This window comes from Polynucleobacter sp. AP-Elch-400A-B2 (assembly GCF_018688355.1).
GTDB lineage: Bacteria > Pseudomonadota > Gammaproteobacteria > Burkholderiales > Burkholderiaceae > Polynucleobacter.
Genome location: NZ_CP061317.1, coordinates 1,709,183 through 1,731,104, shown reverse-complemented (window position 1 = coordinate 1,731,104; position 21,922 = coordinate 1,709,183). Strand labels below are relative to the sequence as shown.

Below are 21,922 nucleotides of genomic sequence, written 5' to 3'. Positions count from 1 at the left end.
GGCAAATTATAATTGGGGCGATGTACTCAGACCTACTCGCAAACCTTAATCCAGAACAACGCGAGGCAGTGACCCTCCCGCCAGTAAATGAAAATGGCCAGGCCCAGTCAGCCCTGATTTTGGCTGGCGCTGGTAGTGGAAAAACCCGCGTCCTGACGACCCGTATAGCTTGGTTGATCCAAACGGGTCAGGTTTCACCTATTGGTGTCCTGGCGGTGACCTTCACCAATAAGGCCGCTAAGGAGATGATGTTGCGTCTGAGCGCCATGTTGCCGATTAACACCCGAGGCATGTGGATTGGTACTTTCCATGGACTTTGTAACCGTTTATTGCGTGCGCATCACAAAGAAGCAGGTTTGCCGTCCACTTTTCAGATTTTGGATACCCAAGATCAGCTTTCTGCCATTAAGCGGCTTTTAAAGGGCTTAAAGGTCGATGATGAGAAATACCCCCCTAAGCAGTTGCAATATTTCATTGCCCACGCCAAAGAGCGTGGTCAGCGTGCCAAAGAATTATCTGTAGGGGATGATTTTCAGGCCAAGATGGCCCAGTTGTACGAGGCTTATGACGAGCAGTGCCAGCGTGAAGGCGTAGTCGACTTTGCTGAACTCTTGTTACGCAGTTATGAATTGCTCAAACATAACGAGGCTATTCGTACGCATTACCAAGAACGATTCCGTCATATTTTGATTGATGAGTTCCAAGATACTAATGCCTTGCAATACGCATGGCTCAAATTACTCTCTGGTCATGATGCTAGCCGCGTTAATGTCAGCGGCATGGGAAGTAGTGCAGTTTTTGCGGTAGGTGATGATGATCAGAGTATTTATGCTTTCCGCGGCGCAGATGTGGAGAACATGCGTCTTTATGAAAAGCAATACCACCCGATGATGGTCAAGCTTGAGCAGAACTACCGCTCGCATGGTCATATCTTAGATACAGCCAACTACCTCATTTCTAACAATACAGATCGTCTTGGTAAAAACTTGCGCACTGATGCAGGACATGGCGAGCCAGTCCGCATTTACGACGCGCCGAGCGATCATGCTGAAGCCGCTTGGCTTGTAGATGAAATAAAAGCTTTAGTCAGTAGCGGTATTAAGCGTACTGAAATTGCCCTGCTCTACAGAAGTAATGCTCAGTCACGCATTATTGAGCATGCCTTATTTTCTGCGGCGATTCCGTATCGGGTTTATGGTGGATTGCGCTTCTTCGAGCGTGCAGAGATTAAACATGCCTTAGCGTATTTACGTCTTCTAGAAAACCCGAACGATGACACTTCTTTCTCACGCGTAGTCAATTTCCCGACACGCGGTATTGGGGCGAGATCGATTGAAGCTGTGCAAGATTCAGCTCGTGCACAAAACAGTTCTTTGTATTTGGCGGCATCGACATTAGATGGCAAAGCTGGCGCCTCCTTGGGTGGCTTTGTGCGCCTTGTTGATCATATGCGTGAAGCTACCCGTCACAACACATTGCCTGAGACAGTGGAATTCGTGATTCAAAATAGTGGCCTGATTCAGCACTATCTCTCGGAGCGCGAAGGTCAGGACCGTGTAGAAAACTTACAAGAATTGATTAATGCCGCAACCGCATTTATTGCCGAAGAAGGCTATGGTCAGGATGCCACTGCTGCCACACTGCCGGGTGAGAATGCCCTTGGCATAGTCGAAGTCTCGCCATTAGCTGCATTCCTCTCACATGCTTCATTGGAGGCTGGAGATAACCAAGCTCAGGCAGGCCAAGATGCTGTGCAGTTGATGACGGTGCACTCTGCAAAAGGCTTGGAGTTCATCTCTGTATTTATTACTGGCTTAGAAGAGGGCTTGTTCCCACATGAGAACAGTATTAACGAGCAGCATGGTTTAGAAGAAGAGCGACGCCTAATGTATGTGGCGATTACTCGCGCAAAGGAACGCCTCTATCTCTCTCATACCCAGTCAAGGATGTTGCACGGTCAAGTTCGTTACAACATGCCATCCCGCTTCTTGGAAGAGTTGCCATCGGATTCACTGAAGTGGCTCACTCCAAAAGTAAAAGATGCCCGTTGGGGTAGTGCTAGCAATGGAAATAGCGGCCGCTCAGGGTCGACTTGGCAAGATGGCTACACCCGTCAGCGCGAGTTTGGATCGAATGATTTCTTTGACAGTGGTAATGAGCGTGAGCGACCTGCAAGGCAGATTGGTCGAGTAGGTTCTGCCTCAACCGCCGTGACCAGAATGGCCTCGCCACCACGGGGAAATTACCCATTTACGATTGGGCAAAATGTATTCCATACTAAGTTTGGTGAAGGGCGCGTTACAGGCCTAGAGGGTAACGATGCTGATGCGCGCGCTCAGGTGAATTTCAAGCGCCACGGTGTGAAATGGCTACAGCTCAGCATTGCTAAGTTGGCTGCGATAGATTAAGCGATTAAAGCAGCCGATTCTTTTTCAGCAAAGCATGCTTTCCAAGTGGCGAAGAAAGAGCAATGCATCACAGTCAGCCCCGCCATAGAAATAGGTGCGATGATGAATGATGCAGCTTGACCCAAGTCGAGAGCATCAAAAATAGAGCCAATCGTTAAAGGAATAGCGATTAAGATCGCACCCCAAATCGCGAGATATAAAAAGAATGCACCCCGATTGGTCCAGCAAGCAACAGCACTGGAAAAGAGTGCTTGCGCTATAGACATATCAGCCCAAGCAACGAGTACAGGAGAAAACCACATCAACATTGCTACTGGCACATAAAGCAGGCCACCAAAAAAGAGTATCAGGTAAATCTGACTGATGGCCTCTGAAGTAATGGGCTTTTCGTTAGTCATTAGTGGAATGAGCAACTCAAAATCTACCAACAAGCTTAAGATAAAGCTGAGGGCTAGGATTAGCGCGGCATAGACCAAACCTAATTGGAGAATACGTTTACGAACTAAGGGGTTGGATTGCAGGGCAACCACGTATACCGAGGGTCGAATACGTTCTTTTTGAATCGCTAGGCGACAGGCGGTCATAAAGCCCACTGATAAGGTAGGTGTGAGTAATAAGACGGCAAAAATACCAATCACGGGTACGAGTACTGCAAGTTGCGCTGCAAATATGTACATGAATACCAGCATTAAAAAACCCAAAGGATTTTGTTTAAAAAGCCAAATGCCTTGACGTATCCAGGTGTAACCCTCTTTTGGAGTGACGGAATTGAGTTTCATATTGCCTTGCGACTTAAGAGAATATTTTCAAAATGACGAGGGTCATGCGGGGTGAGCATTTGCGCGTCACGTGGCAAATAAAAATCCCACAGGCGGGAGATCCAAAATCGTAGAGCTGCGGCGCGTACCATTAGTGGCCAACTTGCTTGCTCTTCAGTAGTGAGTGGACGAACAGCCTGATAGGCATCCATCAGCGCCTTGAAGCGAGCAGGGTCTAAATCTTGTTTGTTGTCAGCGAGACACCAGTCATTTGCAGTGACCGCTAAATCAAATAACCACTTATCTGTTCCGGCGAAATAAAAGTCGAAGAAACCGCCTAGCTGATCTTGAGAGTCATCACTTGCGCCGTGAGGATTAAACAGTACGTTATCTCTAAAGAGATCGCAATGACTTGCCCCCTGTGGCAGTGATTGATAGGCTTCTGAGCTAAAGAATTGCTCTTGAGTTGCGAGCTCGCTAGTCAGTAATTCTTTTTGTGCGCCACTTAAATGTGACAACACTTGAGGCACTGTTTTTTGCCACCAAGCAAGACTGCGAAGATTCTCTTGAGTGTGCTTAAAGTCACTACTGGCCAAATGCATTTTGGCTAAATACTCGCCAACCAAAGCGCAATGCTGAGCTTTGGGTGCAAGCCTAGAAAGACCTGGAAGCTTGCTCACAATGGCTGCAGGCTTACCTTTGAGCGTAAATAAGATTTGCCCCTGTTTATTTTCAAGCGGCTTTGGTACGGGAATACTTTTATTCGCCAAGTGACGCATTAGCTCTAAGTAGTAGGGAAGTTGCTCTGCCGATAGTCTTTCAAAAATTGTCAGAACATATTCTTGTTTCTTGCCATCTTTCTCTGTGTCGAGAAAGAAATTGGAATTCTCAATCCCACCATGAATTCCACGAATGTCGATGGCCTGCCCGATATCAAAGTCGCTTGAGATCCAAGTAGAGATATCACTTAGTTCAATGGGAGTAAAGACGGCCATGAGTAAAGATTAAAAAGGAACTCTGATGCTCGGTACGCTGATTAGGTCAGTTTCTTTCGGTACGCCAGGCATGACTGTTGCCGGAGGAGCCATTTCGTAGTTGGTATAACGCGTCTTCACGTCTACCTGAGTAGGTGAGTTGGCATCCTTATATTCAGTAATTTCAGTGCCAGTAGCTTCTTTATGCTGAAAGCTCGGTTTGCGACCTTCGGGCGTATTCGTTACCTGAGAGGCGCTCACCGGAGGCGCCAAGGGCTGATTATTAATGCGCTGCAACTCGGAGGGGCTCAGCGCTTGAGAATTATTCTGGGCATGCGCTGAATGCAGGCCAAAAGAGGCAAAAGCCACTAAAAAGCTTGTTATAACAAGGGTTTGGCTCACACAAGCGTGGAGTAAGTTAGTTAGAGCGTGCATCATTTTTCACCTTTTTAGGCCTCTTTTCAGGAGGATTTGATCCTGATCTGTAGGCAGTTAGCAACTAGATTGTACGATTGCGGTATGACTAAACATAGACTCTTGTTGGTAGACGGCTCTAGCTACCTTTATCGCGCCTTTCATGCCATGCCAGACCTCAGAAATGGGGCAGGCGACCCAACGGGAGCCATCTACGGCATGGTAAATATGATGCGCCGAGCTCGCTCAGAACTCAAGGCTGACCACATTGCCTGTGTTTTCGACGCCAAAGGCAAGACTTTCCGGGATGAAATGTATCCCGAGTACAAAGCGCATCGCTCCCCCATGCCTGAAGATTTGGTTAAGCAGATTGAGCCAATCCATGCGATGGTAAAAGCTTTGGGCTGGCCAGTATTAATGGTTTCTGGAGTTGAGGCTGATGATGTGATTGCCACCTTAGCTAGTCAAGCAACCCAAGCTGGCTGGGAAACGATTATTTCTACTGGCGATAAAGATTTAGCTCAGTTAGTGAATGCTTCTGTCACCTTAATTAATACGATGACCAATGAGAAGTTGGATATCAATGGTGTGATTGAAAAATTTGGCGTATCTCCGGAGCGCATCGTAGATTACCTTTCCATCATTGGCGATACGGTTGATAACGTACCGGGTGTTCCTAAAGCCGGCCCTAAAACGGCAAACAAATGGTTAGCTGAGTTTGGCGATTTAGATAACTTGATGGCAAACGCCGACCAAGTGAAGGGTGTTGTTGGCGAGAACTTGCGAAATAGTTTGGAGTGGCTTCCTCAAGCACGTCAGCTCATTACCGTCAAAACCGATTGCGATTTATCGCCCCACCTTCCAGGCTTAGATGACCTGCATGCGAAATCAGAAGATGCGCCACTTTTGCGCGAGCTGTTTGAGCGCTATGCATTTAAGACTTGGTTGCGTGACGTGGAGAGACAGTTGGGTGATACTACTCCTGAAACCAACAGCAACTTTGATTTAGCTGGTAGTCCCATAAAAAATAGCTCAGAGGAAAATGTAAAAAGCGAGGCTAAGAAATTTGGCCCCACGGCTACAGAAGCGACCACTGCCTTATCGCAAGAAACAACGGATCTGCAAGGTGCGATTGCAAAACACTATGAGTGTGTAGTGGATGAAGTATCGCTAGATCGTTGGATTAAAAAAATTGAAGGCGCTACTCTTACGGCGGTGGATACCGAGACTACTAGCTTAGATGCATTGGCTGCAGAGCTTGTCGGCATATCACTTTGTGTTACCCCTGGGGAGGCTTGTTACATCCCAGTAGCGCATCGCAATGGAGAGACTCAGCTCAGTCGCGAACTGGTTTTAGCACGTATGAAGCCCTGGCTAGAAAGCGCTACTAATTTAAAGGTGGGGCAAAACCTGAAGTACGACAGCCACATCTTTGCAAACTACGGCATTACTTTACAGGGCATTGCTTTTGACACCATGTTGGAATCTTATGTGCTCGAATCGCATATGCCGCACAACATGGATAACTTGGCTGAGCGACATCTTGGCATGAAGACTATTAAGTATGAAGAGGTCTGCGGTAAAGGCGTTCATCAGATTGGCTTTGATCAAGTAGATCTAAAAATTGCTACCGACTATGCAGCAGAAGATGCTGACATTACCATGCGACTGCATCACGTGTTGTGGCCACAAATTCAGACAAGTCCAGGTCTTCTGTACATTTATGAAGATATCGAGATGCCAGCAATGCGGGTTCTGGGCATCATGGAGCGTAATGGCATTCGGATTGACTCTGCCTTGCTATCTCAGCAAGGTCAAGAAGTTGGTAAACGTCTGCTCGCTCTAGAGGGAGAGATTCACAAGCTAGCTGGGCAGCCATTTAACATTCAATCACCCAAGCAGATCGCAGAGATTTTATTTGGGCAGTTAGAGCTCCCCGTAATTAAGAAGACGCCATCGGGCGCGCCATCGACTGATGAGGAAGTGTTGCAGAAGTTGGCAGAAGACTATCCCTTGCCTGCGCGTATTTTGGACTACCGCAGTCTTGCTAAATTGATGTCAACCTATATCGAGAAACTCCCGCGCATGGCTGATCCTAAAACAGGACGAGTACATACGAGTTTTTCTCAGGCGACTGCGGTGACGGGGCGCTTGGCTTCAAGCGATCCGAACTTACAAAATATTCCTGTGCGCACGGAAGAAGGTCGTCGAATTCGGGAGGCGTTCATTCCGGCTGAGGGTTGTAAGTTGCTTTCGGCTGACTATTCACAAATTGAACTACGCATCATGGCGCACATTGCTGAGGATGAAAACCTATTAGCTGCATTCGCTGCAGGTAAGGATGTGCACCAAGCAACTGCCGCTGAGATTTTTGGCGTGCCGCTCGAGAGCGTTAATTCAGAACAGCGTCGCTATGCCAAGGTCATTAACTTTGGCTTAATTTATGGCATGAGCGCCTTTGGCCTAGCCGGTAATCTGGGTATTGAGCGCTCAGCAGCCCAAAACTATATTGCTAAGTACTTTGATCGCTATCCAGGGGTTGCTCAGTACATGGAGCGCACTCGCTTGGAGGCTAGGGAGAATGGTTATGTTGAGACAGTCTTTGGCAGGCGCCTATGGCTTCCAGAAATTAAGAGTAGCGGCCCTCGCCGCCAAGGTGCGGAGCGGGCCGCAATTAATGCGCCAATGCAGGGAACGGCAGCTGACTTGATTAAATTGGCTATGATTGCGGTCGAAAACTGGTTGGAAAAAGAGCAGCTCAAGACTCGCATGTTGCTCCAGGTCCACGATGAGCTGGTATTTGACGTACCACTGGATGAGCTGGAGCTTTTGCAAGCAAAACTGCCTGATTTGATGTGTAAGGTAGCTGAGCTGAAGGTTCCGCTGGTAGTGGGTATTGGGATTGGCGATAATTGGGAAGAAGCGCACTAAATTAGGAGACCAAGAGATGACAACTAAAAAAGATCAGGATTCAAAAATGGTGTCTAGCGATAGAAGAGGTTTTATGAAAGCCTCCGCCATTACAGCAACCACTATGGGAATTGGTTTTGTAGCCGCTTCTGAGCCAGTCATGGCCGCAGCGATTGAAACTGATTTCACTGGTATCAAAGCGGGCGAGCAAATGATTCCAGTGGGAAGTTTTCAGATGCCTGCTTATGTTTCACGTCCAGAAAAAGCCAAAGGTAATTTGCCGATTGTGATTGTTGCCAGTGAAATCTTTGGTGTGCATGAATACATTGCAGACGTCACAAGACGTTTTGCTAAATTAGGTTACTTGGCTATTGCCCCAGAATTCTTTACGCGCGCTGGCGATCCGAACACTTACGGCACTATTGCCGAAATTCAAAAAAATATCGTTGCCCCAACGGGGGATACTCAAGTTCTCAATGACTTACAAGCTGCCTTATTGTGGGCCGGCAAGAACGGCGGCAACTTGAAAAAAGTGGGTGTTACTGGATTTTGTTGGGGTGGTCGCATTACTTGGTTATCGGCCACACTGCCTCAGATTAAAGCTGGTGTAGCTTGGTATGGTCGTGTCATTGGTGAGAAAACCGAGGGCAACCCGCGCCATCCAGTCGATATCGCTGCTGATCTCAAGGCGCCAGTGCTTGGCTTGTATGGCGGGGCTGATACTGGCATCTCTCTGGAGAGTGTTGAGCAAATGCGTGAAGCACTTGCCAAAGCAGCTCCCAAAAATCCAGCAGCCAAAGCATCTCGTTTTGAAATCTATCCTGATGCACCACATGCTTTCCATGCGGACTACCGCGCTACCTATCGCGAAGGCCCTGCAAAAGATGGTTGGGAAAAATGCATTGCCTGGTTTAAACAAAACGGGGTTGCCTAACTTCCATGTCAGTACTGCAAACCATCTTGTTAGTCACAGCGTTAGCGGGAACCGCTAGCGTTCTCGTTGCCGCGAGTTTTTCTTTGTCTTTACTATCAAAGATGGTCCACAGCATGGTGAGCGTGTCAGTAGGTATTTTGCTGGCCACCGCCTTGCTGCATTCATTACCCGAAGCATTCACGATGCCGGGTGTGAACCCTCAACTCTTATTTGCTACCTTGCTTGCAGGCCTCTTAGGCTTTTTCTTGCTCGAGAAAATTTCTTTACTGCGTCATAGCCATCATCACGAAGGGGATGGCCATGATCATCACCATGGTCATGATGCAGAAGTCGCGGGTAGAAGCGGTTGGATGATTCTGGTCGGCGACGGCATACACAATTTTGTAGATGGTGTTTTGATTGCTGCCGCCTTTATGGCTGATTACCAAGTGGGTATCTTTACTGCGATTGCCATTATTGCTCACGAGATTCCGCAAGAGATTGGTGATTTCATCGTATTACTAAATGCTGGATTTACCCGTACTCGTGCTTTGATGTACAACTTCATTTGCGGCCTAGCTGCGGTACTAGGTGGCGTATTGGCTTACTTCTTTCTGGAGAGGGCTCATGCGGCAATGCCTTATTTATTGGTCATCGCCTCAAGTAGTTTTATTTATATTGCGGTGAGCGATCTGATTCCACAAATGCACCGGCGTCCACATTGGGCTGAGTCTTTACGTCAAACGATTTTGATTGCCGGTGGCGTTGGCTTGGTAATTCTGCTTTCACTCTTGCATTAAAGAGCCACTGGTCGGCTGGGGTCGGCACACCATTCGCTCCAGCTACCTGCGTACACTCGTGAGCCCTTGAGGCCCGCGACTTCCATGGCTAGTAGGTTATGACAGGCCGTGACTCCAGAACCGCATTGATGAATCACTTCAGAAGCTTTAGTTGAGCCCAAGAGATCTACAAAGTCTTTGAAGAGTTGTTCTGGGGCCTTAAAACTTTTTCTGGAAAGATTTTCTCTGAAGCAGTAATTAACTGCATCGGGAATATGTCCGCCAACAGGATCTAAAGTTTCATTTTGACCATGGAAGCGATCGTTTGCACGAGCATCAACAATGACATTTGTTTTAGCTTGGAGATTGTGCACAACCTCTTCTACTGTCACTAAGCCAACATAAGGCATTGAGGGTACTGGCGTTGTTGTTGGATTTGCTTCGCGTGGCAATGTGCCGATGGGGCCATTCCAAGCATCTAGACCGCCATCTAAGACTTGTACATTGGCATGGCCAGTGGCTTTGAGCATCCACCATAAGCGACTGGCATATACAGAGCCCTGATTGTCATAGGCAATAACTAAAGTATTGGAGTCAATACCTAAGCGAGATTTGGTTTGGGCCCAGGCTTCTGGGGTGGGCAGTGGGTGACGACCATTTTTACCTGTCTTTTCGCTAGATAAATCGTGGTCTAAATCAACATACAGCGCGCCTGGAATATGGCCTTCTAAATAAGACTTACGACCGGCTAGTGGGTCGACTAAATCAAAGCGGCAATCACAGACCAATACATTCTCGCCACTATTAATCATTTCTTCTAACTGGTTTGCAGTAATGAGAGGTGTCATGATGGCTTCCTATAAGGGGGCGTAATGGATGTTACTGAATTATGCGCCTTGATAGTTCATGGCACGACGGTACCATTCATGAAAATGTTGCATGCCGTCTTCCATGGGGCTTTGATATGGGCCCACTTCATTTTGACCACGGGCAAGCAGGGCAGCGCGACCCGCATCCATGCGCTCCGCGATTTCATCATCTTCAATGCAGGTTTCCATATAGGCCGCACGTTCTGCCTCTACAAATTCGCGTTCAAACAGAGCGATTTCTTCAGGGTAATAAAACTCCACCACATTACGTGTTTTATTGGGACCCATCGGATGTAGGGTGGAAACGCATAAAACACCTGGGTACCACTCGACCATCACATTAGGATAGTAGGTCAGCCAGATGGCGCCATGGCGTGGTGTCTTGCCTTGATGATGACGCAATACAGCTTCATGCCACTTTTGATAGACGGGTGAGCCAGGCTTCTCTAGGTCCTTGTGAATACCAACCGTTTGCACGCTGTGCCAGTCACCGAATTCCCAGCGTAAGTCTTCGCAAGAAACAAACTTACCCAAGCCTGGATGAAAGGGCACTACGTGATAGTCCTCAAGGTAGACCTCAATAAAAGTCTTCCAGTTGTAATTGCACTCATGAACCTCAACATGATCGAGGATGTAGCCTTCAAAATTGAGATCATCAGCTACGCCAAGCTTGGCTAGATCGGTACGTACATCACGCGGACCTTCAAATAGGAGCCCTTGCCAATTTTGCAAAGGGGACTTACCGAGATTGAGGCAAGGCTTGTCTTCAAAATGGGGTGCGCCCATGAGTTGACCGTTTAAATCATAGGTCCAGCGATGCAAGGGACAAACAATGTTGTCTACCTTGCCTTTGCCATTAAGCATAAGTGCTTGGCGATGACGGCAGACATTGGAGAGGAGTTCAACGCCAGCTTGGTTTCGGACCAATAAGCGGCCTTCATTCTCTGCTGTCAACGTTTGGTAGGAGCCCATCTCGGGAACCATGAGTTCGTGACCAACATAGCCTGGGCCCCGCTTAAAAAGCAGTTCAATTTCACGCTGATAGAGATCAACGTCAAAATAGGCCGAAACCGGCAGTTGTAAGTTGGACGGCGCAAGCTGCTGCGCGGTAGCCAGATTAGTCATTCTCCCCACCCCCGAAAACGTCAGCCGAAGCTAAGCGGAATAACCAATCCAACCATCGACGGATCGATATTGGAAAGGAAGGAGGCAATTATACCCATCTGACCCCTGTCTCGCTTTAATATATAGGACTACATCTCTAAGAAATTTGAAGGAAACAAGCCAATGCCAGCGAAGAAATCTGAAGATCAGAAGCCCGGTCTTGAGCTACAAATCGACCCTAATTTGCGTTATGAGCAGGCTGTCAAGGAGCTGGAAAAGCTAATTTCGGATATGGAATCAGGCAAATTCTCTTTGGAAGAGACGCTTTTAGCTTATCAACGTGGTGCAGCACTCTTAAAACATTGCCAGGCCATGCTTGCTCAAGTTGAGCAGCAAGTTCGGGTATTCGAGGCCTAAGTTGCCCTAAGGCTTTACTTTTATGAACAACGCACTTTCATTTGAAGATTGGGTTCGTGCTCACGGGCAGCGAACTGAATTTGCTCTCGATAGTTGGCTTGATGCAGTGAATGTTAACCCTGCACGTCTACATGAAGCGATGCGTTATGCCGCTCAAGGTGGCGGCAAGCGCATTCGTCCTTTATTGGTTTATGCCGCTGGTGAGTTAGGTAATGATTCCAATGAAGAGAAAAATACTGCTTTAGATTCGGCTGCGTTTGCAATTGAATGTATTCATGCGTATTCCTTAGTGCACGATGATTTGCCCTGTATGGATGATGATGATTTACGCCGAGGGCGACCTACTGTACATAAGGCTTATGACGAGGCGACTGCTTTATTAGTTGGTGATGCATTGCAGACTCGTGCATTTGAGGTTTTGGCAAATACGCAGTGCGATGCTGATATGCGCTTGGCGATGATCAGTGCACTGGCCAGTGCGTCTGGTTCGCGTGGCATGGCTGGTGGTCAGGCGATTGATCTGGAGAGCGTGGGAAAGAAACTGGACCTTGCTGGATTAAAACAAATGCACGCCATGAAAACAGGCGCTCTGCTTTCTTGTTCAGTGCAGATAGGCGGTATTGCTGCCAAGCTGAATCCGACTCAAATGCAGCATCTCAAAAATTACTCTGAAGCTTTGGGGCTGGCCTTTCAAATTGTGGATGATGTTTTGGATGCCACTGCAGATAGTCAAACCTTGGGTAAAACCGCAGGAAAAGACGCGGCCAATGACAAGCCGACCTATGTGACCTTGATGGGTTTAGACTATGCCAAGCAAGCAGCAGCCGATTTACAAGAAACAGCGATTGCTAGCTTAGAGAGTTTTGGCGCTAAAGCCGGGGCCCTGAAAGATTTGGCTCTATTGGTGGTTAATAGAGGCAAATAAGATTACTAAAGATTTGATGACTTTAAATTCCATTCACTCACCTGCAGACCTAAAAAAACTCTCGCGCGAGCAGCTTCCTGCGCTTGCAGATGAGTTGCGTCAGTTTGTCTTGGATTCTGTTTCCAAGACGGGCGGACATCTTTCTTCTAACTTAGGTACGGTCGAGTTATCCATTGCCTTGCACTACGTTTTTGATACACCACAGGATCGAATTGTGTGGGATGTGGGTCACCAAAGTTATCCGCACAAAATTTTGACTGGCCGTCGTGAGCGTATGGGTAGCTTGCGCCAGTTAGATGGTTTGTCAGGTTTCCCCCGTCGCGCTGAAAGTGAATACGATGCCTTTGGTACTGGCCACTCTTCAACCAGTATTTCTGCGGCGATGGGTATGGCCCGCGCTTTCCAAACCAAGGGCGAGAAGCAAGTCGCTGTTGCAGTGATTGGCGATAGCGCGATGACTGGAGGTATGGCATTTGAAGCGATGAACAATGCGGGCGTGTATGAGGACCTACCATTAGTAGTCATTCTGAATGACAACGATATGTCGATCTCGCCAGCCGTAGGTGCACTCAATCGACACCTCGCTAGACTATTGAGTGGCAACATTTACTCTGCAACGAAGAAGGGCATCGATAGCGTTTTATCTATTGCGCCACCTTTGCGCGAGTTTGCTAAGCGTTTGGAAGATCATGCTAAAGGCATGGTTTCTCCATCCACTATTTTTGAAGAGTTTGGTTTTAATTACTTTGGCCCAATCGATGGTCATGATTTAGATGCCCTCGTTCCGATGTTGCAAAATGTCCGCCGCTTGGCGCTTGAGGGGCGCGGTCCCCAGTTCTTGCATGTAGTCACTCGCAAAGGTCAGGGCTATGAGTTGGCTGAAGCAGACCCAGTGCTGTATCACGGCCCAAGTAAGTTCAATCCGGAAGAGGGTGTGAAGAAGTCTGCCGCCCCTTCTCAAAAAACCTTTACTCAAGTGTTTGGTGAATGGCTGTGCGATATGGCGCACGCTGATCCATTGCTGGTTGGTATTACACCCGCAATGCGTGAAGGCTCTGGCCTGGTGGAGTTTGAAAAGAATTTCCCTAAGCGTTATTACGATGTCGGTATTGCTGAGCAGCATGCAGTCACTTTTGCTGCCGGTATGGCATGTGAAGGTATGAAGCCAGTAGTGGCGATTTACTCAACATTCCTGCAGCGCGCATACGATCAACTCATTCATGATGTAGCGATTCAGGATCTGCCGGTTTTATTTGCATTGGATCGTGCCGGTTTAGTGGGTGCAGATGGCGCAACCCATGCTGGTGCGTACGACATTCCGTTCTTACGTTGCATTCCGAATATGTTGGTCTTGACACCGGCAGATGAAGCGGAGTGCCGTGATTTATTGACTACGGCATTTCATCAGCCGCATCCTAGCGCTGTGCGCTATCCGCGAGGTGCTGGTGTTGGGACCATTCCTTCAAAAGAGTTGCGTACCGTGCCACTAGGTAAAGGCGAAGTACGTCGTAAGTCGAGTGCACCTGCGGGTCAGCGCATAGCGATCTTGGCTTTTGGAACTTTGCTCTACCCAGCACTTGAAGTGGCTGAACAAATAGATGCTTCAGTTGCCAATATGCGTTTTGTTAAACCATTGGATCTTGAGCTACTCAAATCCTTGGCGCAAGATCATGATTATTTTGTGACGATTGAAGATGGTGCGATTCAGGGTGGCGCAGGTAGTGCGTGCTTAGAGGCACTTTCTGCAATGGGGGTAAACAAACCCCTTTTACAATTAGGTCTTCCTGATGTATTCGTGGAGCATGGCGATTACAAACTCCTGATGAGTCAGTGTGGCTTGGACGTTGCAGGGATTGCAAAGGCTATTTCCCAACGTTTTCCAGCTAAAACTGCAACAAATCCTGCGGCTGTGGGCAAATAAGTCATTTTTGCCTGAAAATAGAGTCATGAACGACATCAACACCGCCTTTCTCAAACCAAAAGCCATGCCTGACATTCAGTCTTCGCATGATGAGCGGGCCTTGCCAATTGAGCAGGTAGGGATTCGGGGATTGCGCCATCCGCTGAATATTCGTACTCAGACGGGTGTGATGCCAGCGGTCGGTAATTTTGAAATGGATGTGGCTTTGCCTGCGCATGTGAAGGGCACGCATATGTCCCGTTTCATTGCGCTCTTGCAAAAACACCATGAGCCGATTGATAGTGCATCTGTAGTTGCCATGGTGCGTGAGATGCTCCCATTGCTCAATGCAAATGAAGGTCGTATTCAATTTACCTATACCCACTTTGTAAAAAAAGCTGCACCCGTATCTGGTGTTGAAAGCTTGATGGATTACGAAGTGACTTGGACTGCAAAGGCAAAACAAAATGCAGCTGGTGCAATTGATGTTGAGTTAAACCTGCGCGCTGTAGTTCCAGTGATGAGTCTATGTCCTTGCTCTAAAGAGATTTCGGAGTATGGTGCGCACAATCAACGCTCGCATGTGACGATGTCAGTAGAGCTTGATTCGCAGACCAAGATGACGGTAGAAGATTTAGTTGCAGCCGCTGAGAGTCAGGCCTCCAGTGAGTTGTGGGGCTTGCTTAAGCGCCCTGATGAGAAGTGGGTTACCGAGCGTGCTTATGACAATCCGAAGTTTGTGGAAGACTTAGTGCGTGATGTAGCGGGCCAACTCAAAGGCGATCAGCGTATTTTGTCTTTAGTGGTTGAGGCTGAGAACTTTGAGTCGATTCATAACCACAGCGCCTACGCCAAAATTAGTCTGACTAAGTAATAAATTCAGCAATAATTTAAGTAAGATTATTGCTCGCCAAATCCCAGCGGGGTTTGATATCAAAAGCGCCTGAAGTAGTTGAGCCATTATTTTCTGCCAACATGCGCAGTGCTCCAGCAAATGCAATCATCACTCCATTATCGGTACATAGGTCGACTGGTGGATAGTGCACTTCAAATCGATTCTTCTTAGCGCTCGCATTCAGAGCTGCGCGTAATTGCAAATTGGCACCCACACCCCCTGCCAGCACAACATGTTTGCAGCCAGTTTGTTTTAGCGCTTTCTCTGATTTGCTAACGAGTACTGCGACTAAGGAATCGACAAAGCTTCGTGCGAGATCCGCATGAAAAGTTGCGATCTCATCAAAATCCGTAATACCCAGCGCCTCAAATTTTTTCACCTGGTTCAGAACCGCTGTTTTGAGTCCGGAGAAAGAAAAGTCTAAATCCCCCGAGTGCAGCATTGGCTTGGGTAGGTCAAATCTTCCAGATTGACCTTTTTCTGCTAATTTGGAGATGGCGGCTCCGCCTGGGTAGTCCAAGCCTAGTAATTTGGCTGTTTTATCAAAGGCTTCGCCAGCGGCATCGTCCAAGGTTTCACCTAGAAGTTGGTACTTACCAACTCCACTCACTAGCATCAGCTGGGTATGCCCACCCGAGACTAGAAGAGCAATAAAGGGGAATTCTGGTACAGAAACCCCTAAAAGCGGTGAAAGCAGGTGCCCTTCGAGGTGATGCACCCCAATTGAGGGCAGATTGAGACCCTGGGCTAGGGATTTGGCAAAAGCACTCCCCACGAGCAGGGCGCCAGCTAAGCCAGGACCCTGGGTGTAGGCGACCGCATCGATATCCTTTAATTTGAGCCCGGCCTCATGCAAAGTGTCGTCTAAAAGGGGTAAAACCCTTCTTATATGGTCCCTAGAGGCCAATTCCGGGACAACGCCCCCGTAGTCCCGATGCATGGCAATTTGGGAGTGCAGTGCCTGTCCTAGGATGCCCTGATGGGCTGGGGCGTGGTTTTCCCAGGGGGTGGTGTCATATATGGCTACCCCGGTCTCGTCACAAGAAGTTTCTATGCCTAAAACAATCATTTTTGTACTTGGTCGTGCTAGAATCGCATTTCAGTTAATTTATCGATATTTTTCGAGCATATACGAGTTAAACAAGTATGACTACAGTCCGCCTCCGTGAGAACGAACCTTTTGAAGTGGCATTGCGCCGTTTCAAGCGCACCATTGAAAAGAATGGCCTTTTGACAGACTTGCGTGCCCGCGAGTTCTACGAGAAGCCAACGGCTGAACGTAAGCGCAAGAAGGCCGCTGCTGCCAAACGCCATTACAAGCGTATTCGCAGCCAGATGTTGCCTAAAAAGCTTTATTAATCGAATTTAAAAGCTCTCCTCACCGAGAGGCTTTGAAACCCGCTGACGGTGAAACGCAGCGGGTTTTTGCTTTTGAATCGCCAGCAATTTATGAGATATTGAATACCGGGAAAAAATACCATGAGTCTGAAAGATCAAATTACTGAAGATATGAAAAACGCGATGCGTGCAAAAGCAGTGGCACGCCTTGGAACTATTCGTCTTCTATTAGCAGCCATCAAGCAGCGTGAAGTAGATGATCGCATTGTGATGGATGATGCCAGTGTCATCGCTACGATTGAAAAGATGATTAAGCAGCGCAAAGACTCCATCTCTCAATTTGAAAAAGCCAATCGTGATGACTTAGTAGCGATCGAAGCAGCTGAGATGGTCATCCTGCAAGATTACTTGCCGGCACAGTTATCTGATGCTGAAGTAGAGGCTGCTGTTGCTGCAGCAGTTGCATCCACTGGTGCTACTGGTCCACAAGATATGGGCAAAGTGATCGGCGTTCTTAAAGGTCAATTGGCTGGTAAAGCCGATATGGGCAAAGTTTCTGGTTTAGTAAAAGCGGCGCTAGCTAAGTAAGTTCACAAGCTAAGCCTCATCCCATACTGATGGCTCTCATACCCCAATCCTTCATTGCCGATTTACTAAATCGGGTCGACATCGTGGATGTGGTTGGGCAGCACGTGAAGTTAAAAAAAGCGGGTGCGAACTTTCAAGGTTTGTGCCCCTTTCATTCTGAGAAATCCCCTTCATTTTCTGTATCACCTACCAAACAGTTTTATCACTGCTTTGGTTGTGGAGCGCACGGCTCTGCTATTAGTTTTCTGATGGAGTATTCCGGTCTTGGCTATGTAGATGCGATTGAGGACTTAGCGCGTTCCGCAGGATTAGATGTGCCGCGTGAAGAGCGCACTGCGAATGATGTTGCGCGCCAACAGCAGACGATGGCACTAAGTGAAGTAATGAGTGCAGCTGCCGATTGGTATCGCCAACAACTGAAAGTAGCGCCCCGTGCTGTGGAGTACTTGAAGGGGCGCGGTCTCACTGGTGAGATCGCTAAACGGTATTCCCTGGGTTATGCACCCGATGGTTGGCAAGGCCTTGAGGCAGTCTTTGGTACTTATGCCAACGATGAAGTAGCTAAGACTTTGCTTGAGGGTGGCTTACTCATTCAGAGTGAGCAGACGGACAATAATCAGACTACCAGACGCTACGATCGCTTTCGTGATCGCATCATGTTTCCGATTCGTAGTCCTAAGGGGCAGACCATTGGTTTTGGTGGACGCATCCTGGATCAAGGTGAGCCTAAGTATTTAAATTCTCCAGAGACACCACTGTTCTCTAAAGGCAATACGCTTTACGGATTATTCGAAGCAAGACAAGCTATCCGCTCGCAAGAATATGTTTTGGTATGCGAGGGCTATATGGATGTCGTAGCACTCGCGCAATTGGGTTTTCCTAATGCGGTAGCTACATTGGGTACAGCCTGTACTGCAAACCACGTGCGCATGTTGTTGCGCCAAACCGATAAAGTCGTGTTTTCATTTGATGGTGACTCTGCCGGACAGCGTGCGGCACAACGTGCGCTGGAAGCGTGTCTCCCATTAATGTCGGATGACAAAGAAATTCGTTTCTTATTTTTGCCTACAGAGCACGACCCCGATAGTTATGTCCGAGCCTATGGTGCACCCGCCTTTGAAAAAGTCATCAAAGAAGCGATGTCGCTCTCAAGTTTCTTTTTTAAGATTGCAAGTCAAGATCATGAGCTGACAACGCCTGAAGGAAGAGCGCAAACGCATCATGCAGCAAAACCAATGCTGCTATCCATGCCACCAATTGCTCTGCGTACGCAAATCTTGCGTGAGCTTGCTATCCGAACGAATTCAACACCTGCAGAGTTAGAGTCTTTCTGTGGATTGACGATAGTGCCTGCACCAGTACAGCAAGGTTCTTATGCAACAACAAATCAACGCGCACCCAACTTTGTGCAAGCTAATAACGGCAACCGGACCCAGGGCGCGCCTTGGCAGGCTTCTAAGGGTTCGGCGAAAAGAGCCCCTGTACTCAATATCCCACCTCCGCAAGCCCCTACAGATTTGGCTGAGCAGATGTTGCGCGTCTTGATTCAGTTTCCACATTTAGGAAAAGCTCTAGATGCCAACAAGAGGGCGCTCGCTTTACAGGCTTCTGAGTTACGCTCAGAAAAAGCATTGGAACTCATGAAGGATTTATTGACTCAATGTGATCAGGTTGAATTGATTCCTGGTGAGAACGGTAAGCCACCAGCAGTAGGTGCCGGCGCATTTGCTTTATTTCAAGAGCAACTATCTCGCAGCGAGTTGGCCCCGCTCTATGAGGTACTAAGAAAGCGGGTCATGGGCTCCGATTTAGAGATTGAAGGAGCTATGGCAGATTTAGATGGGGCTTTCAAAAAGCTGGAGATTACCCACCTAAAAACAGAGATGACAGAAATTGCCCAAAAGATTGCTGGCAGCACAGCTACGGAGCAAGATCGAGCTCGATATCGCGAACTGGGCGAAAGACTGAAATTTTCCTAGGAATTTTCTGATTTAAGCCTAGAAAAACCCGAAATTTACCCCATATTTTGAGTGCGTATAGGGGTAAAAAAGTCGTAATCGACTATAATCCTCTATTCCCAGAAAAAAACCGATTTAATTCAGCCACTTGCGCTTTATTTTGAAGAAATTTGGGGCAAGTGGACTAAGTGGCTGCGCCTAAGCAGTCGAGAACAATCATCAGTAACGTGAGTAAGTGCTAATAAATGCCTAATACCAAGAAAAAACCAGCAGCTAAACCAGCAAAGCCAGTAGCAAAAGCCAAAGCCAAAGCACCAGCCAAGCCAGCGGCAAAAGCCAAGGCACCTGCTAAACCAGTGGCTAAAGCAAAAGCACCTGTAAAACCAGCCAAGCCAGTAGCGAAAGCTAAAGCACCAGCCAAGCCAGCGGCTAAAGCGAAGGCGCCTGCTAAACCAGCGGCTAGAGCTAAGACACCAGCAAAAGCACCAGCCAAGCCAGCGACAAAAGCAAAGGCACCTGCCAAACCAGTTGCTAAAGCTAAAGCAACAGCAAAAACAACAGCAAAAGCACCAGCCAAGCCAGTAAAGGCTCCCGCTAAAGCGGCAAAAGCTCCAATAAAGACCGCATCAAAGCCAGTAGCGAAAGTAGAGGCACCTAAAAAGGCTAAAGCTGCTAAGGAAGTTCCCGCAGCTAAAGAAGCTAAGGGTAAAAAAGCAAAAGCAGTTGAGCCGGGGACTGAACTTGTTGCGACTGAAGAAGTAAAAAAAGGTCGCAAACCCAAGGCGGATGCTCTTCCAGAGGGTGCTGAACCAGTTCTGACTGATCGTCAAAAAGCACGTGAGCGTAAGGCAAAAGAAAAAGCACTCTTAAAAGAATTCGCAGCACAACAGTTAGGCTCTGAAGAGCAGCAAGAATTACGTCGTACTCGTCTGAAGACATTGATCAAGATGGGTAAGTCCAAGGGTTACTTAACTCATGGCGAAATGAATGACGTGATGTCTGATGAGTTGTCAGATGCTGACGCATTAGAAACATTGATCAGCCTCTTAAATGACATCAACATTACTGTGTATGAGCAGGCTCCAGATGCTGAGACGCTCCTCCTGAATGAGAATGCCTCAGCAACAACCTCCGAAGAAGAGGCTGAAGAAGAGGCTGAAGCTGCTTTAGCTACTGTTGACTCCGAGTTCGGTCGTACAACCGATCCAGTACGTATGTATATGCGCGAGATGGGTACTGTGGATTTGCTGACTCGCGAAGGTGAGATCGTCATTGCGAAGAAGATTGAAGCAGGCCTTAAAGACATGGTGATGGCCTTGGCCGCTTGCCCCGTCACGATCGGCGAGATCTTAGCTAACGTAGACAAGATTACTAGTGGTGAGATGGAGATTGATCAATTTGTCGATGGACTAGTTGACCCTAACGCTGAAGATATTAAGCTTGGACCAGAAGAGCCAGAAATCGACCCAGATGCTGAAGTGGGTGACGAAGAAGGCGGTGAAGACGAAGGAGGCGGTGGTGGTGGCGCAGCTACAGCCAACGCTAAGCAACTTGAAGAATTAAAGCAGATCTCTCTGGAGAAGTTTGCAATTGTGCGCACTCAATCTGACAAGATGCGTCGTGCTTTTGATAAAGAGGGTTATAACTGTCCTGCTTATATCAAGGCACAAGAAGCTATTCGTGGCGAGTTGCTTGGTTTCCGCTTAACTGCAAAGAGTGTTGAGAAGTTGTGTGACACCATGCGTTCTCAAGTAGATCAAGTTTGGAAGCTCGAGCGCGGCATTGTAAGTTTGTTGGTAGATAAGGTTGGCGTTAATCGTGGTGAAGTATTAAAAGACTTCCCGAAAATGTCGATGAATCTAGAGTGGGTAAATAAACTCCTCAAAGAAAACAAGCCATATACAGCATTACTGCAACGTAACGTTCCAGCGATTCAGGAATTACAGCAGAAGTTGATCGATATTCAGACGCGTGTTGTATTACCACTTCCAGAATTAAAAGAAGTAAACAAGCGGATGACTGCTGGCGAGAAGCGTGCGCGTGAAGCTAAACGTGAGATGACTGTAGCTAACTTACGCTTGGTAATTTCGATTGCTAAGAAATACACCAACCGAGGTTTACAGTTCTTGGATTTAATTCAGGAAGGTAATATCGGTTTGATGAAGGCGGTAGATAAGTTTGAATACCGTCGTGGTTATAAGTTCTCTACCTATGCAACTTGGTGGATTCGTCAGGCGATTACTCGTTCGATTGCTGACCAGGCACGCACGATCCGTATCCCAGTTCACATGATTGAGACGATCAACAAGATGAATCGTATTAGCCGTCAAATCTTGCAAGAAACTGGTCATGAGCCAGATGCTGCAACCTTGGCTCTCAAAATGGAAATTCCTGAGGATAAGATTCGCAAGATTATGAAGATTGCTAAAGAGCCAATCTCCATGGAGACACCAATTGGTGACGATGCGGATTCAAACTTGGGTGACTTTATTGAAGATAGCAATACCTTGGCTCCAGCTGAAGCAGCCTTGCATGAATCGATGCGCGATGTAGTGAAGGATGTTCTGGATTCATTAACACCACGCGAAGCAAAAGTATTGCGTATGCGCTTTGGTGTTGAGATGAGTACAGACCATACTCTCGAAGAAGTTGGTAAGCAATTTGATGTGACTCGTGAGCGTATTCGTCAGATTGAAGCCAAGGCCTTGAGAAAGATGCGTCATCCAAGCCGCAGCGACAAACTCAAGACCTTCCTCGAAGAGGATTGATCCA

General features: G+C 47.7%; 18 protein-coding genes. 12 read left to right on the top strand and 6 right to left on the bottom strand.

Annotated features, from left to right (window positions below):
• The first annotated feature begins 20 nt into the window (after window positions 1-20).
• The gene (locus tag FD977_RS08955; protein WP_215305107.1) at window positions 21-2,408 is read left to right on the top strand and encodes a UvrD-helicase domain-containing protein; all 2,388 of its coding nucleotides are present in this window, start codon (window positions 21-23) and stop codon (window positions 2,406-2,408) included.
• Here FD977_RS08955 and FD977_RS08950 read toward each other — a convergent pair.
• Genes FD977_RS08950 through FD977_RS08940 form a run of 3 tightly spaced genes read right to left on the bottom strand, consistent with a single transcriptional unit; the run spans window position 2,405 to window position 4,578 of the window.
• Window positions 2,405-3,187, bottom strand: coding sequence for a BPSS1780 family membrane protein (locus FD977_RS08950; protein WP_215305105.1), 783 nt, complete (start codon window positions 3,185-3,187; stop codon window positions 2,405-2,407). The two genes, FD977_RS08955 and FD977_RS08950, sit on opposite strands and share 4 nt — an antisense overlap.
• Complete coding sequence (locus FD977_RS08945) at window positions 3,184-4,161, bottom strand: homoserine kinase (RefSeq protein ID WP_215305103.1); 978 nt, start codon at window positions 4,159-4,161, stop codon at window positions 3,184-3,186. The genes FD977_RS08950 and FD977_RS08945 overlap by 4 nt, the downstream gene beginning before the upstream one ends.
• A gap of 9 nt (window positions 4,162-4,170) precedes the next feature.
• Window positions 4,171-4,578, bottom strand: a complete 408-nt coding sequence (locus FD977_RS08940; protein ID WP_251369475.1) for a hypothetical protein — start codon at window positions 4,576-4,578, stop codon at window positions 4,171-4,173.
• Between the two features lie 81 nt (window positions 4,579-4,659).
• On the opposite strand from FD977_RS08940, the gene polA reads away from it, so the two are divergent.
• From polA to FD977_RS08925, 3 genes are read left to right on the top strand one after another with little or no spacing between them, the layout of a single operon-like run.
• On the top strand, window positions 4,660-7,485 hold the full coding sequence (gene polA / locus FD977_RS08935) for a DNA polymerase I (RefSeq protein WP_215305101.1): 2,826 nt from the start codon (window positions 4,660-4,662) through the stop codon (window positions 7,483-7,485).
• 16 nt (window positions 7,486-7,501) lie between these two features.
• Complete coding sequence (locus FD977_RS08930) at window positions 7,502-8,398, top strand: dienelactone hydrolase family protein (RefSeq protein ID WP_215305100.1); 897 nt, start codon at window positions 7,502-7,504, stop codon at window positions 8,396-8,398.
• 5 nt (window positions 8,399-8,403) lie between these two features.
• Window positions 8,404-9,177: a ZIP family metal transporter gene (locus FD977_RS08925; protein ID WP_215305098.1), complete on the top strand. Its 774-nt coding sequence runs from the start codon at window positions 8,404-8,406 to the stop codon at window positions 9,175-9,177.
• On the opposite strand, the gene FD977_RS08920 is transcribed toward FD977_RS08925, so the two are convergent.
• A complete protein-coding gene (locus tag FD977_RS08920) occupies window positions 9,174-10,004 on the bottom strand; it encodes a sulfurtransferase (RefSeq protein ID WP_215305096.1) in 831 nt (276 codons plus the stop codon). The two genes, FD977_RS08925 and FD977_RS08920, sit on opposite strands and share 4 nt — an antisense overlap.
• A gap of 39 nt (window positions 10,005-10,043) precedes the next feature.
• Window positions 10,044-11,150, bottom strand: coding sequence for an SRPBCC family protein (locus tag FD977_RS08915; RefSeq protein WP_215305094.1), 1,107 nt, complete (start codon window positions 11,148-11,150; stop codon window positions 10,044-10,046).
• A gap of 162 nt (window positions 11,151-11,312) precedes the next feature.
• On the opposite strand from FD977_RS08915, the gene xseB reads away from it, so the two are divergent.
• From xseB to folE2, 4 genes are read left to right on the top strand one after another with little or no spacing between them, the layout of a single operon-like run.
• Window positions 11,313-11,546: an exodeoxyribonuclease VII small subunit gene (gene xseB / locus FD977_RS08910; RefSeq protein ID WP_046330712.1), complete on the top strand. Its 234-nt coding sequence runs from the start codon at window positions 11,313-11,315 to the stop codon at window positions 11,544-11,546.
• Between the two features lie 22 nt (window positions 11,547-11,568).
• The gene (locus FD977_RS08905; RefSeq protein ID WP_215305093.1) at window positions 11,569-12,471 is read left to right on the top strand and encodes a polyprenyl synthetase family protein; all 903 of its coding nucleotides are present in this window, start codon (window positions 11,569-11,571) and stop codon (window positions 12,469-12,471) included.
• A gap of 16 nt (window positions 12,472-12,487) precedes the next feature.
• Complete coding sequence (gene dxs / locus FD977_RS08900; protein WP_215305091.1) at window positions 12,488-14,392, top strand: 1-deoxy-D-xylulose-5-phosphate synthase; 1,905 nt, start codon at window positions 12,488-12,490, stop codon at window positions 14,390-14,392.
• A 25-nt stretch (window positions 14,393-14,417) separates the two neighbouring features.
• Window positions 14,418-15,245, top strand: coding sequence for a GTP cyclohydrolase FolE2 (gene folE2, locus FD977_RS08895; RefSeq protein ID WP_215305089.1), 828 nt, complete (start codon window positions 14,418-14,420; stop codon window positions 15,243-15,245).
• Window positions 15,246-15,261: 16 nt separating this feature from the next.
• On the opposite strand, the gene tsaD is transcribed toward folE2, so the two are convergent.
• Window positions 15,262-16,335: a tRNA (adenosine(37)-N6)-threonylcarbamoyltransferase complex transferase subunit TsaD gene (gene tsaD, locus FD977_RS08890; protein WP_215305087.1), complete on the bottom strand. Its 1,074-nt coding sequence runs from the start codon at window positions 16,333-16,335 to the stop codon at window positions 15,262-15,264.
• 77 nt (window positions 16,336-16,412) lie between these two features.
• Here tsaD and rpsU point away from each other — a divergent pair, with 77 nt between their 5' ends.
• The 4 genes from rpsU to rpoD all read left to right on the top strand — a co-directional run bounded on the left by rpsU (window position 16,413) and on the right by rpoD (window position 21,918).
• A complete protein-coding gene (gene rpsU, locus FD977_RS08885) occupies window positions 16,413-16,625 on the top strand; it encodes a 30S ribosomal protein S21 (protein WP_011903537.1) in 213 nt (70 codons plus the stop codon).
• A 120-nt stretch (window positions 16,626-16,745) separates the two neighbouring features.
• The gene (locus FD977_RS08880; protein ID WP_215305085.1) at window positions 16,746-17,192 is read left to right on the top strand and encodes a GatB/YqeY domain-containing protein; all 447 of its coding nucleotides are present in this window, start codon (window positions 16,746-16,748) and stop codon (window positions 17,190-17,192) included.
• A 29-nt stretch (window positions 17,193-17,221) separates the two neighbouring features.
• Entirely contained in the window at window positions 17,222-19,171 is a 1,950-nt protein-coding gene (dnaG, locus tag FD977_RS08875; RefSeq protein WP_215305083.1) for a DNA primase, read from the top strand.
• Window positions 19,172-19,395: 224 nt separating this feature from the next.
• Window positions 19,396-21,918: an RNA polymerase sigma factor RpoD gene (gene rpoD / locus FD977_RS08870; RefSeq protein ID WP_215305081.1), complete on the top strand. Its 2,523-nt coding sequence runs from the start codon at window positions 19,396-19,398 to the stop codon at window positions 21,916-21,918.
• The last annotated feature ends 4 nt before the right edge of the window (window positions 21,919-21,922 follow it).

What these genes read in the sequence shown, in the direction of transcription:
- tsaD (WP_215305087.1), bottom strand. Translation starts at nt 16,335, where the DNA reads ATGATTGTTTTAGGCATAGAAACTTCTTGTGACGAGACCGGGGTAGCC.
- xseB (WP_046330712.1), top strand. Translation starts at nt 11,313, where the DNA reads ATGCCAGCGAAGAAATCTGAAGATCAGAAGCCCGGTCTTGAGCTACAA.
- FD977_RS08880 (WP_215305085.1), top strand. Translation starts at nt 16,746, where the DNA reads ATGAGTCTGAAAGATCAAATTACTGAAGATATGAAAAACGCGATGCGT.
- FD977_RS08905 (WP_215305093.1), top strand. Translation starts at nt 11,569, where the DNA reads ATGAACAACGCACTTTCATTTGAAGATTGGGTTCGTGCTCACGGGCAG.
- FD977_RS08920 (WP_215305096.1), bottom strand. Translation starts at nt 10,004, where the DNA reads ATGACACCTCTCATTACTGCAAACCAGTTAGAAGAAATGATTAATAGT.
- rpsU (WP_011903537.1), top strand. Translation starts at nt 16,413, where the DNA reads ATGACTACAGTCCGCCTCCGTGAGAACGAACCTTTTGAAGTGGCATTG.
- FD977_RS08950 (WP_215305105.1), bottom strand. Translation starts at nt 3,187, where the DNA reads ATGAAACTCAATTCCGTCACTCCAAAAGAGGGTTACACCTGGATACGT.
- dnaG (WP_215305083.1), top strand. Translation starts at nt 17,222, where the DNA reads ATGGCTCTCATACCCCAATCCTTCATTGCCGATTTACTAAATCGGGTC.
- rpoD (WP_215305081.1), top strand. Translation starts at nt 19,396, where the DNA reads ATGCCTAATACCAAGAAAAAACCAGCAGCTAAACCAGCAAAGCCAGTA.
- dxs (WP_215305091.1), top strand. Translation starts at nt 12,488, where the DNA reads ATGACTTTAAATTCCATTCACTCACCTGCAGACCTAAAAAAACTCTCG.
- FD977_RS08915 (WP_215305094.1), bottom strand. Translation starts at nt 11,150, where the DNA reads ATGACTAATCTGGCTACCGCGCAGCAGCTTGCGCCGTCCAACTTACAA.
- FD977_RS08955 (WP_215305107.1), top strand. Translation starts at nt 21, where the DNA reads ATGTACTCAGACCTACTCGCAAACCTTAATCCAGAACAACGCGAGGCA.
- FD977_RS08930 (WP_215305100.1), top strand. Translation starts at nt 7,502, where the DNA reads ATGACAACTAAAAAAGATCAGGATTCAAAAATGGTGTCTAGCGATAGA.
- polA (WP_215305101.1), top strand. Translation starts at nt 4,660, where the DNA reads ATGACTAAACATAGACTCTTGTTGGTAGACGGCTCTAGCTACCTTTAT.
- FD977_RS08925 (WP_215305098.1), top strand. Translation starts at nt 8,404, where the DNA reads ATGTCAGTACTGCAAACCATCTTGTTAGTCACAGCGTTAGCGGGAACC.
- FD977_RS08940 (WP_251369475.1), bottom strand. Translation starts at nt 4,578, where the DNA reads ATGATGCACGCTCTAACTAACTTACTCCACGCTTGTGTGAGCCAAACC.
- FD977_RS08945 (WP_215305103.1), bottom strand. Translation starts at nt 4,161, where the DNA reads ATGGCCGTCTTTACTCCCATTGAACTAAGTGATATCTCTACTTGGATC.
- folE2 (WP_215305089.1), top strand. Translation starts at nt 14,418, where the DNA reads ATGAACGACATCAACACCGCCTTTCTCAAACCAAAAGCCATGCCTGAC.